This window comes from Methylomonas montana (assembly GCF_030490285.1).
GTDB classification, from domain to species: Bacteria; Pseudomonadota; Gammaproteobacteria; order Methylococcales; family Methylomonadaceae; genus Methylomonas; species Methylomonas montana.
The window spans coordinates 3,165,523-3,181,090 of the sequence record NZ_CP129884.1 but is presented as its reverse complement, the minus strand read 5'-3'; the positions used below and the strand labels follow the sequence as shown (position 1 = coordinate 3,181,090).

Here is a 15,568-nt window from a genome sequence, read left to right as displayed (position 1 = left end):
GGAGGAATAATGCTAGAGATTTTTTCGTTAAGGAAAGCGCTGAAAATGATTTTGCCGTTTCCGCAAACTAGAGTCATTGCCGGTCTGTATGGTAAGGACTTTGTAACCCGTGTCGTTCGAATATTTGGAAAGCCTTAAAAATATGGGTAATCACTAGGAATCGATCATGCAGTCGCGACACTCGACAGGCAAGGATTATTTTAGCGTCGCTAAATCGCTGCCATCATGGCTGCTAGGGATAGCTGTCGCCGGACTTTACGCATTGACCGCCAGATTGGCACTGTTGTATTTCGCGCCAGACGGCAGCGCCAGTGTGTTTTTCATTGCCAGTGGCTTGGCTTTGGCGGCCATCTTGCAAGGCGGGCGAACTTACGTTTGGGCTATTTTACTGGGTGCTCTGACGTTGAATTTGTGGCAAGGCAAGGCATGGCTGGCCGCGATAACGATTTCGGCCGGCAGTACCGCGGGCGCGTGGTTGGGCGGCTGGCTGTTGCATGGCGTTCGGAATTTCGATCGATCCTTGCAAACGCTGCGCGATTATTTGTTGTTGATAAGTTTGGGCGGGGTGCTGGCCTGTTCGCTGACGGCGCTGATCGGCACCGCGACTTTACTCAACGCCGGGATTATCGGCCAGGAAAAATTCCTTTCCAGCCTGCTGTATTGGTGGATGGGCGATACCCTCGGCGTCATTTTAATCACGCCGTTGATTTTGGTTTGGATCAACAATTCGTGCAAATTTAAAAGCGTTCAACAATTCGGCGAAGCCCTACTGATTATCGCGATGAATTTTCTAGTCGGTCAGTTGGTGTTCGTCGATTGGTTTCACGACAGCATCGGCAGTTACGCTAAAAGTTATTGGATATTTTTGTTTGTCAGTTGGGCCGCTGTCCGCCTGGGTAGTCGCGCCACCACCTTGATTTTAGTGATGACTGCCGCTCAGGCGATGTTCGGATTGGTGCACCAGCGCCTGGGATTCATCGACCCCAGCCTGGGAGACAATCATGAGATCAACTACTGGTTTTTCATGGTGACATTGTCGGTGGTCGGCATGGCCTTGGCCTGTTATTTTTCGGAACGCCAGCAGGCGCTGGAAACCTTGCGAGACCGGGAAGAGTTGTTGCGGACCTTGTTGGAGGCCATGCCGGATAAGGTCTGGTTAAAAGATCCCCAGGGCGTGTATTTGCTGTGCAATCCAAGCTTCGAATCATTGCGCGGCACCACGGAGGCGCATATCGTCGGCAACACCGATTATGATTTTGTTGCAACCAAACAGGCCGATGCCGACCGCGAACATGATTTGAGGGCCATGGCCGAAGGCAGACCCATTAGTCGGCAAGAATGGTTAAGCCATGCCGACGGCAGCCATACCGCGCTTTACGAAACGATCAAAACGCCGGTGAATACCCAAGACGGCAAGCTGATCGGCGTACTGAGCATGGCCCGCGACATTACCCAGCTACGCGAAGTACAGATCGCCTTGGGCGAGCGTATCAAGCAACAGAAATGCCTGCATGCGGTATTCCGTGCGACCGAAGATTTGCAAAAACCATTGTCCGATGTGATGCAGGCAGTCGTGGAGTTGTTGCCGCTGGGCTGGGTTGACCCGGATACAACCGTCGCCCGGATTGAATGGGATGGTCGTCACTATAGTAGTCGCACCGGTTACTTGCTCGATACGGATGGGCTGCAAAGCGAACCCATTTTTAGCGAGGGTGTTGCGCTCGGTCTCGTGACAGTCGCCTATCGGCAAGCGCCTGGGGGGCAGAGGATAGAGCCGTCTCCGAGTACGGAACGCATGCTGCTGGAAGCGGTGGCCGAGCGGCTGAGTAGTTTCGTCTCACGCCGGACCACCGAAGAAAGAGCCAGGAATCGCGAGCGGATTTTCAGCTCAATTGTTTCGCAGGCAACCGATGCCATTACCTTAATCGATGCGGAAACCTTGGAATTCATCGAATTCAACGACGCCGCTTGTCAACATTTGGGGTACAGCCGCGCAGAATTCGCGCATTTGCGTTTACCAGACATTCAAGGCGAATTCGATGCCGGTACGATCGCCAGCATGATAGCGCGCTTTATGCGGGTCGGTTCCGCGCAATTCGATACCTTGCGCCGGCATAAGGACGGTTCGTTGCGTAACGTTCATGTCAGTTTACAGCTGATCGAGATTCGGGGGCGCAAGCACCTTTCGCTGATTTGGTCGGATATCACCGAACGTAAGCAGATCGAGCAGCAGTTCCGGCATCTTTTCGCCCAAAATCCGGCGCCGATGCTGATCTATGAGTGCGGCTCGCTGGCGCTGGTGGCGGTCAACGATGCCTTTACTGCCTTATATGGCTACAGTCAGGACGAAGCGCTGGCGCTGCGATTAACCGACCTTTATCCGGAACAGCAGCGCGACGCGATTACGATGTTGGCGGCTAGACTGCAGGGCTATGCCAATGTCGGCGAATGGCGACACATCCTGAAAAACGGCTCGGTTATCGACATCATTGGCCGGTCGCACGACATCAGGTTTTCCGATCGCAGTTGCCGGGTGGCGGTGATCACCGACATTACCGAACTCAAACAGGCCGAAGTCGAATTGCGCAAACTTTGGCTGGCCGTGGAGCAAAGCCCCAACAGCATCGTCATTACCAACTTGAATGCCGAGATCGAATATATCAATCAACAGTTTAGTCTGGTCACCGGTTACAGCCGCGAGGAAGTCATCGGCAAGAATCCGAGTATTCTGAAATCGGGAAAAACCAGTCGAACTTGTTTTGACGAGATGTGGGCGGCGCTGAATCAGGGCAATAGTTGGTCCGGCGAGCTGGTCAACCGCCGTAAGGACGGCAGCGAATACATAGAATGGGCCTGCATCACGCCGGTACGGCAGTCCGACGGCACGATCAGCCATTATCTGGCCATCAAAGAAGACATCACCGAGAAAAAACGCGCGGCGGCGGAACTGGATTCCTATCGCCATCATCTCGAGGAACTGGTAGCGGCGCGTACCCAGGAACTGGAGCGCGCCCGTCAAGACGCCGAAGCGGCCACCGTGGCGAAGAGCCAGTTCTTGGCGAATATGAGCCATGAAATTCGCACGCCGATGAATGCAATCTTGGGCATGTTGTATCTGGCGCTGAAGCAAGAGCTGCCGGCCACCTTATACAATCATTTAAGCAAGGCCCAGAGTGCTGCACATTCCTTGCTGGGCATCATTAACGACATCTTGGACTTCTCTAAGATCGAGGCGGGTAAGCTGGAATTCGAAGCCACGGAGTTTACCCTGGATGGTGTGATAGAGCAGCTCACCGATACGATAGGCCTGCAGGCCGATCAAAAAGGCGTGGAGTTTTTAATTCGTTACGACGTCAATATCCCCTCGACGTTGTTGGGCGATCCGTTGCGCCTAAAGCAAATCTTGCTGAATCTTTGCGGCAACGCCATTAAATTTACCGAGCAGGGCGAGGTCGAATTGGCGCTGAGGATGCTAGGCGAACAGGATGGCGTGGCGACTTTGCAGATTTCGATCCGCGATACCGGCCTGGGCATGGATGAGGAACTGCGCGGCCGTTTGTTCCAGAAGTTCACCCAAGCCGATCAATCGATGACGCGGCGCTTTGGTGGCACCGGGCTGGGGCTGGCTATCAGCAAACATTTGGTGGAACTGATGGGCGGGCATATTTGGATCGAAGATTCGCAGCCCGGCAAAGGCACGACGATTTGTTGCACGCTGCAACTGCAAATTGCCCAGCATGCCGAGGCGCATCGGCGCGAATTGTATGCGCAAACCGGATCGCTGCTGAAAGGCGTTCGGGTACTGATAGTCGACGACAACGAGGTGTCGCGGGAAATCCTGGCCGAAATGTTGCGCTTTTTCCAGCTGGAGGTCGGTGTTGTCGCCGATGGCGCGTCCGCCATTCATCTGCTGGAAACCACGGCCGAGCCGGCCTTCGATCTGGTATTGATGGATTGGCGCATGCCAGGCATGAACGGCGACGAAGCGACCTTGCGTATCCATGCCAATCGCTCGATTGTGCCGCAACCGAAGGTGATCATGGTCACCGCTTACGGGCGTGAAGATGTGATGCTGGCGGCGAAACAGGCAGAGGTGGACGGCTTCCTGATCAAACCCGTGTCGCCGTCTGCGTTGCTGGATACCATGCTGTCGGTATTGGGACGTGGGCGGATACTTGACAAGCAAGCTGGCGAGCCGTTGCTGGCTCAGTTAACCTCCGCGCCTAATTTTGCCGGCAAACGGCTATTGCTGGTGGAAGATAATGCCATCAATCGCGAGTTTGCCATCGAGTTATTGCACAGCGTCGAGATCGACGCGGACGAGGCGGTGAACGGCGAAGAGGCGCTGGCCATGATTCAGCGCCAATCCTACGACGGTGTGTTGATGGATATTCAGATGCCGGTGATGGATGGCCTGGAAGCGTCGCGGCGGATTCGCGCCTTGGCCGAAAAACCCGGCGGCGAGCGCTATGCCAGTTTACCGATTATCGCGATGACCGCGCTGGCGATGGCTAGCGATGCGGAGGAAAGCCAGGCGGCCGGCATGAATGACCATGTGACCAAACCGGTCGAGCCGGAGCGATTGTTTTCCTGTCTAGCCAAATGGTTGTTGCCCGTGTCGGCCACCGAATTAAATCAACACGGCCTTGTGAAATCCCGGCAAGTGGCCGATCGGCGCTATTCGCCGGAACTGTTACAGCTGCAAAGCCTGCAAGTTAAAGACGGTTTGCGCCGGATCGGCGGCGAGGAGGCGGCTTATCGTAAACAGCTCAAGCGCTTTCGGGAGCACTATGCCAATGCCGCCGGCGAATTGCAGCAGTTATTGCAGGCGGACGCGTTAGTGGCTGCGGAACATTTTTGTCATTCGTTGAAGGGCGTAGCGGGTAATCTCGGCGCGCATGCGCTTTACGAATGCGTCGCTAATATCGATGGATTGCTAAAGCAGCAGCAACCGCCTGATTCTGAGGCGCTCGAGCAGTTTGGCGAGTTATTGAGGCAAGTGATTAGCGACATCGATAGTCTGTTACCGGCACCCAAAGTCCAGGCTTGCGGACCGTTATCTCGTGAAACGGCGCTCAGTAAGGTGACATTGTTGATAGCGGCATTGGCAACCGATTTGGGCGCCGCCGATTCCTTGGTGACCGAATTATGCACCGGACTGGCGGGTGGGGAATTCGAAATAGGTATGAACGAGATCGCCGCCCAGATCGATGTGTTTAACATCGATCGAGCCGTGACACTATTAACCGCCTTGCAACAGCGTTTGGCTGGAATATCGTCAAACGGGTAAGTCTTCGTTCAGGCGCGGGCAGCTAAAAAGTCGAAAATACTTTTTCCGTTTGGAATTTGCAGTGGGGAATCTTTTGGGCTGTTAGCTTGCTGGAGTCGCATGCGGTGCGCTTAAATATACTCAAGTCACGCGTTTATTTTTTTGTCTATTGTAAGGGACAGTACATGAAGCATCTTAGCATTCGTTCCAAGCTTTTCCTGCTAGCCTCCATTGCGCTAGTCACCGTGCTGGGCGTCGGCGGATTTTCAGCTTGGCAGGCCAGTCGTCTTGATTCACAACTGGCCAGTGCCATTAGCACCCATCAAAAACTGTTGGAGACGGTCAACTTGGCGCGAGGAGCCCAAGTTAGCTTTAAGATCCAGGTTCAGGAATGGAAGAATGTGCTGCTGCGCGGCAAGGAACCGGCCAGTTATGACAAATATCTGGCCGGTTTTGATAAGGAGGAGAAAGCAGTGATGGACGGGTTGAATAAGCTCAAGGGCGTCATCGTTGCGTTGGAGGTGGCCGACCGGGTGAAAGTCGACGAGACCATTGCCGAGTTCCAGAAACTCGGTCCCGCCTACCGTTTGGCGCTGCAGTCTTATGACCGCAATCAAGCCGATCCGGCCAGTGTGGTGGATAAACTGGTCAAAGGCATCGATCGTAATCCTACCCAGATGATTGATGCGCTGGTGGCTGAAATCGGCAAGATAGCGGCGGAAACCGCAGAGCGCGAACAGCGTGCGGCAGAAGCGATCTACGATGCGGTCCGCATGGGGCTGGCTGCCTTTTTAGCCGTGGCGATGGTGGCGCTGATTATTTTGGCCAGGATTGTGATCGGATCGATTACTAAGCCCGTCCAGCATCTCGAAAAAACCATGACCATGATCGCCAGTTCAAGTGATTTGACGCGTCGAGCGGCATTGGATCACGAGGACGAGATCGGCAATATGGCCCAAGCCTTCGACGCGATGATCGGTAAGATGCAGGTGTTGGTCGGTCAGGTGGCAAATTCCGCACAGATGGTGAATTTGACGGCCAGCGACATGGCCGATACCGCCCAAGTGTTACATTCCACGGCGGATGAGCAGTCGGAATCGGTCGCCAGCAACGCCGTGGCGGTCGAGCAATTGACTGTTTCGATCGCAACCGTAGCGGACACCGCCGATGATGTCCGGACCAAATCTCATCAAAGTGTCGCCAATACCCATGAAGGCAGCCGGAAGGTGGCCGAACTGGTCGCGGAAATCCGTCAAATTGAAGCCAGAGTGTCCGATATGGCGACTGCCGTCGAACAGTTCGTGCGCAGTGCCAGTGCGATTACGTCGATGACCAAGGAAGTGCGGGAGATAGCCGACCAAACCAATCTGCTGGCGCTGAATGCGGCGATAGAAGCGGCTCGCGCCGGGGAGCAAGGCCGTGGTTTTGCCGTCGTGGCCGACGAAGTGCGCAAACTGGCCGAGAAATCGGGCGGCTCCGCATTGGAGATCGACAGTGTGGCCAAATCCATCATGCAACAAACTGCCCAAGTTCGCTTCGCCATCGACGCCGGTTTGACCTCAATAGCGGTGAGTTCGGGCTTGGCGGGTGAAGTCGAGCAAACGTTGAACCAGGCGCGCGATTCGGTCGAACAGTCGAGCCAGGGCGTCGAAGACATCGCTTGGTCGGTCAATGCGCAAAAAGCGGCCAGTACCGAGATCGCCCAGCATATGGAACGTATCTCGGTATCCGCAGAAGAAACCAGTGGCGCCGCGCGGCACATGAACGAATCTGCCGGCCAGTTGCGCGATGCGGCCCAGGAACTGAGCCGTTCTATCGCCGGTTTTCGAGTATCGCCGGCTGCAGCCTGATTGGATATGAGCCGGCGGCGTATCGATCGTTTCAATTGAATGGTGAAGCAGCGGGGCGATCCGCTGCTTCCGGCTGACGGCGGCTTATGACGTTGTCGTTGCCGCTTGATCGTTGGCATCGGCCGCTGCCGGTTGGTTAAGGCCGTACCAATCCAGTTTGCGGGTGCTCAGCATCGCGACACCCAGCAATACAAACATCAACAGCGAACCCAACATCAACGCGTTGTCTTCCGATTCCAGCAGCACGTAAAGGCTGGCGAACAAGCCGGCTAGCAAGCCGCAGGCGCTGAAACCGCGTTTGCTGCTATGCAACACCGCGCTCAGATAAACGCCGATCAAACTCACGCAGGCGGCGGTTGCCAACAGATAGGCGACCAAAAAATCCAGATGTTCGGATAAGCTCAACAACAGCAGGAAGAACATTGCCAAGGCCAGTCCGACCAAGGCATATTGGGCCGGATGAATCGCCAGATTTTTCAGGATTTCGAACAAAAAGATTGCGGCGAAAGTCAGGCAGACGAATAAAAAGCCATATTTTGTGGCGCGGTCGGACAGCGAGTAAATATTGATCGGCTCCATCAGGCGGATGCCGAAGCTGTCGAATGCGGCGATAGTGCGGCACTTGTTCAGGGATTGGGCGACGTTGGATGCCAGCGCATCGACCGTCCACAGCGCATGAAAACCTTCCGCACCGATTTGCTGGCTTTGCGGATCGGGTAGGAAGCGGCCGTAAAAACTGGGATGTTGCCAAGCGGAGCTAATTTCGACGCTGGTTTGCTTGCCGGCCGGCACAAAATCCAGCGACTCGATGCCGCGCAGTTTCAGGTTGAAGGCGAACGGCAAGCTGATCGCGCCGAATTCGACCGGCATTTCCTCCAGCGTGGCGTGCATGCCGTTGACATCTTCCAGCGGCAACGCCGAACCTTGTTCAAACGCATAAGTCTTGCCGGCCCATTCCAGCCCCGGCGCTTGCAGCACGCCGCGCATATCCGACAGCGCCACGCCGACGTAAGGCGCGCCAAACTCGATTTGACCGCCGTGCAGCGGCTGAGGCTTGCCGTAACCGCCCGGTAATTTGATGTCGCCCTTGACGCTGACGTTCAGCACATAGGAGCGCACCTCGAACAAGCCTCGCTGCTTGGTCTCGGTCGCCAGTTCGCCGGCCATGTTCAGATGTTCCGGCAGGAAATACAAATAACGGTTCTCGACGCGTTGCACCGACTCGCGTATCGGCGCGTTATCGCGGCGAGTTTCGGCGATTTCGGTCCATTGCTCGCTATACGGTACCACCAGTAGCGGGCCGAATAATTTCTGTGGCCCGGCGGAACTGGCGGCAATGTCGTTGACGACCTGCAACTGGCGGTTTTCCCGCTCGCCGGCCAGATTATTGATCATATTGATCGGGATCAGCAGCGCCACGGTCAGCGCCAGCATGATCAGGATTTTGTGCCACAGTTTGCTTTGCATCGTGTTTCTCCAGGAAGGTTAACGAACGCGGCATAGCTTGCGCCCTCCCGGTGAGCGGACGATGAGGGGAATGTGAAGCGGGGGTGAAGTTTGCGGAAAACGAGGAGGGAAGAAATTTAATTACACTGAGGCTTTCTATCTAGGATGGGGTTAAATTCTTTTGTAAGGCTCAGTTCGGCCAAATCCGGTCATATGCATGGGGTAAATGCGCGACCGTTACGAAAGCAACAGCGGTCATTAGCGCTATAAATAGCAATGGTAAAAAATGAAAATAAGATAATAACCACCTAATTATGCCGCAATTTAGAAAACTGATTTGTTTTCACTTCGCGCTCTTGGTTATGCAAAAAATAGATAAAGCTATGCTTAATAAGCATTTTTAGGCAACTTAATTGGCCTTTATACTGAGCCTCCTTGATGTAAATTTTTAAAGGCGGTGGAGATTGGCTCAATGAATCCCGTGACAGATCAATTGGCTCATTGGTTGTTAGCCAGTCTGGAGCTTGATACGACTCTTTTTCATATCGGTCAGTATTGCGGCACATGGCGGGCCGCTCCCTCCGATGTGATGCGATCTGGATTTCATTTGGTATTGAATGGCCAATGCTGGCTGCATTTACCTGAAAAGGCCGAAGCCCTAGCCTTGCAAAAAGGCGATGCGGTGTTTTTTATCCGCGAGACCACACATTATCTAAGCCCAACTGCGTCTCCCGACGATCCTGCTCTGTGTCGGGTCAAATCCGGGGAAATGCTGCCGATTGACGAAAACGTGCCGGATTCGGTAGCGCTGGCCTGCGGCTTCTTCGATTTCAAATCGGGCTTAAGCGCGATGCTGCTGAGCTCTTTCCCCGACTATTTAATTATTCGCGGTAGCCAAACCGAACTGCTGGCAGCCAAAACCATCTTCGATCTGATCCTGACGGAAGCCAGACAATCCGGTGAAACTGCGTCGCCCTTGATTGTCCGGCTGACCGATGTGTTGTTTTTTTACGCGATTAGGCAATTGGCAACCACCCAGGAAATTTCCGCCGGTCTCTGGGCAGTTGTGCAAAGCCCTGAATTTGCCAAGCTGGTGGAAGCGGTGATCAACGAGCCTGAGAAAGATTGGCCGGTCGAGAAAATGGCGGATTATAGTCATATGTCCCGCGCCACTTTTTTCAAACGTTTCAGCCAGGTGGCAGGACAAACGCCGAATTTATTTTTGGTGATGGTGCGGATGAAGATGGCCGCGCAATTGTTGAGACAAGGCAGAACGATTTCGCAAGTTGCCGAAAAAGTGGGGTATCAATCGGAATCGGCATTTTCGAAAGCTTTTAAGAAAGTCATAGGCCAACAACCTGGCGCTTATCAGAAAAAATCCCATTATTTCAATAAAGTGCAAACCAATTAATATATTAATAGCCATTTATACAAAGGAGACGATTTAGCAGAAGTTAGCGACGCCTGCGCATTTTAAATATTCTCGTATCCAATAAAATCTCAGTCATATTGTTTTTTAATTATTTGATATTGAGATATGGATATAACCAAATTAGATATGCACGTAAAAAATATAAAAGCCGATATTGCGCTGCCAATTTTTATATTGGGCATCATCAATATGAGTTTTCATGAAAACGCTATCGCCGCCGACAAACCGTTAGGGCAAATCAATGAGAACTTAAGGATTACCGGCGAATTCAGAGGGCGCTACGAAGCCTACGACTTTTTCAAACCGGGGCCTGCCGCCAACAATAACAACGAATACGATTTCTGGGCCTTGCGCGCGCGCCTTGGCGTACTGGCGACCAGTCGTTACGTGGATGGCTTCGTTCAGGGCGAATACAGTGGTGTCTACGGTTTGCCCAATGATGCCTTTGCTACGCCGGGCGGCGCATTGGGCTTGGGCGCACTGTATTTCACCGAGAACCAGCGGTATACCTCGCCCAGCGATGTACATTTGAAACAGGCTTATCTGAACTTCAAATTCGATCCGCTTGGTTTGAATGGATTGTCGCTGAAGGCCGGACGCTTCGAAGTCAAGGAAGGCCTGGAATATCAAACCGGCGACGCCAAATTCGATGGCTTGAAAACCACCCGCGTTTCCCAACGTTTGCTGGGCACTTTCGACTTTGCCCATGCCTCGCGCAACTTCGACGGCATCTCGACGGTTTACGATCAACCTAAATACAACATTAGTATCAGCGCCACGCATCCGACGCAGGGCGGTTTCAACCTGCAGGCGCAGGAAGAGATCAGCGACATCGATTTGTTTTATACCGCCATCACCAGTAAGAAAGATGCATTGCTGCCCGGCACCGAGGCCAGGCTGTTTTATCTGTACTACGGCGACGATCGCAAAACTCAGGCCTTGGATAACCGCGCTGCGGGCCAACGGCCTTTGCTCAGCAATGCCGATTTACGCATCCACACTGTCGGTACGCATTTATTGACCGTTCAAAAACTTGGGTCAGGCGCGGCGGACGCCTTGTTTTGGGGGGCTTACCAGTTCGGCGATTGGACTAATCAAACGCATCAGGCTTGGGCTTACGATGCCGAAGCAGGTTATCAATGGACCAACTTGCCGCTAAAGCCCTGGGTGAGAGGCGGTTTTTTCCAAAGTTCCGGCGATGCCAATGCCAATGACGGCAAGCACGGCACATTTTTTCAGGTGCTGCCGACCGTGCGGCTGTACGCGAAATTTCCGTTCTTTAATCTGATGAACATTAACGATACCTTCGCCCAGTTCATTGTCAATCCGACCGCCAACACTCGGGTCGGCATCGACGTCCACCATTTGACCCTGTCGGAACGCAACGATCTGTTTTACGCCGGCGCCGGTGCCAGTTCTCGGGATAACAGCTTCGGTTTTCTGGGGCGCCCCAGTAACGGCAACAGTACCATCGGCGAACTGGTCGACATCAGCTTTACCCACAACATCAATAAGGAACTGTCCTGGAACGCCTATTACGCGCATGCCTTCGGCGGCAGTTACGCGGACAATTTTTATAGGCAGAAGCAGGACGCCGATTTTGCCTACGTGGAATTTAATTACGCTTTTTAACGGAGACGACCATGACGCATAACAAACCATACGATGCCGGCAAGGATTTAGACGAACTGCATGCGGCCGGTTGCTCCTGCTGCGGTGGATTCAGCCGCCGCGACTTCATCAAACTGACCTCGATACTGGCCGCCGCATCTGCGCTGCCGGGCGGTTTTGCCAGAGCGTTTGAAGCAGACCCAAAGCGCCCCTTACGTATCGGCTATTTGCCGATCACCGATGCAGCGCCGTTGCTAGTCGCTCATGCCAAAGGCTTTTATCAGGAACACGGCATCGAGGCAGAGCAACCGAAGCTGTTTCGCGCCTGGCCGCAACTGGTGGAAGCGTTCATTGCCGGCCAGATCGACGTGATTCATCTGTTGGCGCCAACGGCCTTGCTGATGCGTTATGGCAGTAAGTTTCCAGCCAAAATCGTGGCCTGGAATCACGTTAACGGCTCGGCGCTAACCGTGGCGCCAAGTATCAATCAGATCGGCGATCTGGCAGGCAAGACTGTGGCGATTCCGTTCTGGTTTTCGATTCACAACGTGATTTTGCAACATTTGTTAAGACAGCAAGGGCTGGTCGCAGTCTCGAAACCAGCCGGCACGACCTTGAGCGCCAACGAAGTGAATCTGGTAATCATGCCGCCGCCCGACATGATTTCGGCCTTGGCGAACGGTAGCATCGCCGGCTATATCGTCGCCGAACCGTTTAATGCCGCGGCGGAAAACCTGAAAGCGGGCAAGATTCTGCGCTTTACCGGCGACGTCTGGAAATCACATGCTTGTTGCGTAGTGTTCATGCGCGAAGCCGATCTTGAGCAACGGCCCGAATGGTCGCAAGCGGTAGTCAATGGCATCGTCAACGCTCAATCCTGGATACGCGATAACCGCCAGGGTACGGCGCAATTGTTGGCCAAGGAGAGCGGCAGCAACTATACCCCACATGCTCAAGCCGTGCTGGAGCGCGCCTTGTCGTATTACGATGGTGCTAGTTACGGTGCGCAGGGTGCGTTGCAACACGCCGATTGGCAACAATCGCGGATCGATTTTCAACCCTACCCGTTCCCATCCTATACCAAGCAACTGGTGCAGTTGCTGAAACAGACTCATGTCGAAGGCGACAATGGTTTGCTGGCGACGCTTGATCCCGATTTCGTCGCCGGCGACTTGGTCGATGACCGTTTTGTTAAAGTGGCGATAGCCAAACTGGGTGGGCCGAAAGTATTTGGTTTGCCCGATAGTTTGAGCCGTGAAGAGGTTCTGGCGTGAGCGCGATTCCTGAATCGTTAACTCGGCAAGCATTGCCGACAATGCGCCTGAAGGCTATTCGGCTGAGCACTTGGAGTTTGCTACCGTTTGCCGGGCTTTCAATAGCTTTGCTGGTTTGGTGGGCGACGACCAGTCCTGTGTTCTATCCAGATAGTGTGCCAGCCAAATTCGCGCCGGAAGCCTGCTTCGACGCGCTATGGACTCTGTTCGCCAGCGCCGAAATTTTTCCGCATATCCTCGTTAGTCTGAAGCGGGTGTTGTTGAGTCTGCTATTTGCTTTATTGGCAGGCATTCCGCTGGGCGTGCTGGTGGGTTTGTCACGCTCGGTAGAGCGAGCGACCGGCCCCTTGTTTCAGTTTGTACGGATGATTTCGCCGTTGTCGTGGATGCCTTTGGCGGTGATGGTATTCGGCATCGGCGATGCGCCGGTATATTTCCTGCTGAGCGTCGCCGCCATCTGGCCGATCATGCTCAACGTATCGGCCGGAGTGCATGCCATCGACCCACGCTGGCTGACCCTGGCACGCAGCCTGTGCGCTAATCGCCGGGAAACCCTGTTTCGCATCATCGCGCCGGCCATCGTCGCCCATATTCTGACCGGTATTCGATTAGCAATCGGCATCGTCTGGATCGTACTGGTACCGGCCGAAATGCTTGGGGTCAGCCAGGGCTTGGGTTATTTCATACTCGATACTCGCGACCGTTTAGCGTATTCGGAATTAATGGCGGTGATATTAATTATCGGCCTGTTGGGATACTTGTTGGATCTAAGCGTGCGTTTAATTACCCAAAAATGGACACATCGCCGCCAGGACAACTAATCAATACAACTCAGACGAATGAGCAGAAACTCGCGAGTTTCGGACATTTAATGTTGTTTAAACTATTCATAAAATGAAGCCGTATTTAAATTAACCCGAGGATTTTATGTCTCAAGCAAAAGTAAATTGTTTTTATCCGGATTTATTAAGACCTATCGATAAAACCGGCCTGGAAAACCTCGCCGAAAAAGGCAAGGCCAATCCCGACTTCAAAGTCACGTTAAAAGCCAAAACCGTCTGCGAAGGCCAGTTCCGCAACCTGACTTATATTCGAGATTTGGCGCCTTATGTGATCGACGAGCCGCCCCATCTGTTAGGCGAGGACACCGCGCCGAATCCATCCGAAGCCTTGTTGGCGGCATTGGGTGCCTGTTTGTCGGTCGGCATCCACGCCAATGCCACCGCACGCGGCATTGCCTTGAGCAAACTGGAGCTGGCTTTGGAAGGCGACATCAACGTCACTGCTGTCTGGGGCGTGGGTGATTTGGCGGATGACAAGCCGCTGGGCTTTACCGCCGTGAGGGTCAACATCGACGTCGAAGGCGACGCCGATGCTGCCACGCTGGCGGACATCATCGCCCACGCCAACCGGTGGTCGCCGGTAGCCAATACCTTGCGCAATGCGGTGCCGGTAACCGTCAACTAAGGCGGACAGCTCATGTACCAAGCAGCCCAACAAGCACAAATTAGATCAAACCTGCATGCCATAGATTCCGCAGAGCCAGTGATTAACGGCGGCGAGTTGCCGGGCGTGGCGGAATTGATCGCCAAACAATTGCAGCCTAATGTCGTCGCTATAGATCAGGATGGATATTATCCTCGGCAGTTTTTGCAGGATCTGGGTGCGTTGGGCGGCTATGCCGGTGTCGTCGCGCCGGCTTTTGGCGGCAACGGTTTCGGTTTGACACACACTGTGCAGGTGATGTCTGAGGTTTCCAAAACCTGTCTTTCCACCGGGTTTGCGATCTGGTGTCAAACCGCCTGTCTGCGTTATCTGCAACTGTCCGATAACGAAAACCTCAAAAGCCGATTTTTGCCGGCATTAGTCGAAGGACGTTTGCTTGGCGGCACCGGCTTGTCGAACACCTTGAAATTCAAATGCGGTATCGAGCGTTCATTGCTGAAGGCTCGACGGGTTAGTGGCGGCTATGAAATCAATGGCAATCTGCCTTGGGTATCCAATTTGGGGGCAGGACATGTATTTGTCACCGGTTGTCCGGTCGAAAACGACGGCCGTTTGCTGTTTTTTCTGGTCGAAACCCAGCGCACCGGTTTTCGTTTGGTAGACGGCGCCCATTTTGCGGCGATGGAAGGTACTGGCACGCTGGCATGCCAATTTCGGGATTATTTTGTTAATGATCAGCATGTGCTGGCTCAACCGGAAACGTCGGAAAGCTATCTGGCGAAAATCAAACCCGGCATGATTTTGGCGCAGATGGGCATGGGATTGGGCTTAGTGCGAAGTTGCATAGACTTGATCGAATCTGCCAACAAATCATCGGCGTTAACCAATCAATACCTGGACGATCAAGCCGATGAATTGGCGGGTGAATTGGCGATTGCCGAACGGGAGACCTACAGGCTGACTCGGTTGCTGGATGACGATCCGGCAGCCGATGTGATTGCCGACGTGTTGAAAGTCAGATTGGCGGGTAGCGAATTATCGCTGCGCGCATCGCAGTCTGCCTTGTTGCATCAGGGTGCCAAGGGGTTTCTGACTCATTCCGCGGCTCAGCGTAAAGTCCGCGAAGCCTACTTTGTCGCTATTGTTACGCCGGCTATCAAACAGTTGCGCCGGGAACTGGCGAATCTAAAAAGCGCTGAGATTTGTGCCTTGTCTTCATCTTAAACATGACTGGAGCATC

General features: G+C 53.7%; 9 protein-coding genes. 8 read left to right on the top strand and 1 reads right to left on the bottom strand.

All coding sequences use genetic code 11. The features are described 5' to 3' along the window. The first annotated feature begins 166 nt into the window (after nucleotides 1–166). Complete coding sequence (locus QZJ86_RS14620; protein WP_301671167.1) at nucleotides 167–5,290, top strand: PAS domain S-box protein; 5,124 nt, start codon at nucleotides 167–169, stop codon at nucleotides 5,288–5,290. Nucleotides 5,291–5,454: 164 nt separating this feature from the next. Then, the gene (locus tag QZJ86_RS14615; RefSeq protein WP_301671165.1) at nucleotides 5,455–7,119 is read left to right on the top strand and encodes a methyl-accepting chemotaxis protein; all 1,665 of its coding nucleotides are present in this window, start codon (nucleotides 5,455–5,457) and stop codon (nucleotides 7,117–7,119) included. Between the two features lie 84 nt (nucleotides 7,120–7,203). Here QZJ86_RS14615 and creD read toward each other — a convergent pair whose 3' ends face one another. Continuing rightward, complete coding sequence (gene creD, locus QZJ86_RS14610; RefSeq protein ID WP_301671164.1) at nucleotides 7,204–8,586, bottom strand: cell envelope integrity protein CreD; 1,383 nt, start codon at nucleotides 8,584–8,586, stop codon at nucleotides 7,204–7,206. 451 nt (nucleotides 8,587–9,037) lie between these two features. On the opposite strand from creD, the gene QZJ86_RS14605 reads away from it, so the two are divergent. The 6 genes from QZJ86_RS14605 to QZJ86_RS14580 all read left to right on the top strand — a co-directional run bounded on the left by QZJ86_RS14605 (nucleotide 9,038) and on the right by QZJ86_RS14580 (nucleotide 15,552). Continuing rightward, nucleotides 9,038–9,976 carry an AraC family transcriptional regulator gene (locus tag QZJ86_RS14605; protein WP_301671162.1) on the top strand — a complete coding sequence of 313 codons (939 nt, stop codon included), beginning with the start codon at nucleotides 9,038–9,040 and terminating at the stop codon, nucleotides 9,974–9,976. Between the two features lie 147 nt (nucleotides 9,977–10,123). Continuing rightward, nucleotides 10,124–11,629, top strand: a complete 1,506-nt coding sequence (locus QZJ86_RS14600; RefSeq protein WP_301671160.1) for an alginate export family protein — start codon at nucleotides 10,124–10,126, stop codon at nucleotides 11,627–11,629. Nucleotides 11,630–11,640: 11 nt separating this feature from the next. Further along, nucleotides 11,641–12,882 carry an ABC transporter substrate-binding protein gene (locus tag QZJ86_RS14595; protein ID WP_301671158.1) on the top strand — a complete coding sequence of 414 codons (1,242 nt, stop codon included), beginning with the start codon at nucleotides 11,641–11,643 and terminating at the stop codon, nucleotides 12,880–12,882. Continuing rightward, complete coding sequence (locus QZJ86_RS14590) at nucleotides 12,879–13,703, top strand: ABC transporter permease (protein WP_301671156.1); 825 nt, start codon at nucleotides 12,879–12,881, stop codon at nucleotides 13,701–13,703. The genes QZJ86_RS14595 and QZJ86_RS14590 overlap by 4 nt, the downstream gene beginning before the upstream one ends. 106 nt (nucleotides 13,704–13,809) lie before the next feature. Further along, nucleotides 13,810–14,349 (top strand): OsmC family protein, encoded by a 540-nt coding sequence (locus QZJ86_RS14585; RefSeq protein ID WP_301671155.1) that lies wholly within the window; start codon nucleotides 13,810–13,812, stop codon nucleotides 14,347–14,349. A 12-nt stretch (nucleotides 14,350–14,361) separates the two neighbouring features. Beyond that, nucleotides 14,362–15,552, top strand: a complete 1,191-nt coding sequence (locus QZJ86_RS14580; protein WP_301671154.1) for an acyl-CoA dehydrogenase family protein — start codon at nucleotides 14,362–14,364, stop codon at nucleotides 15,550–15,552. Nucleotides 15,553–15,568: the final 16 nt, after the last annotated feature.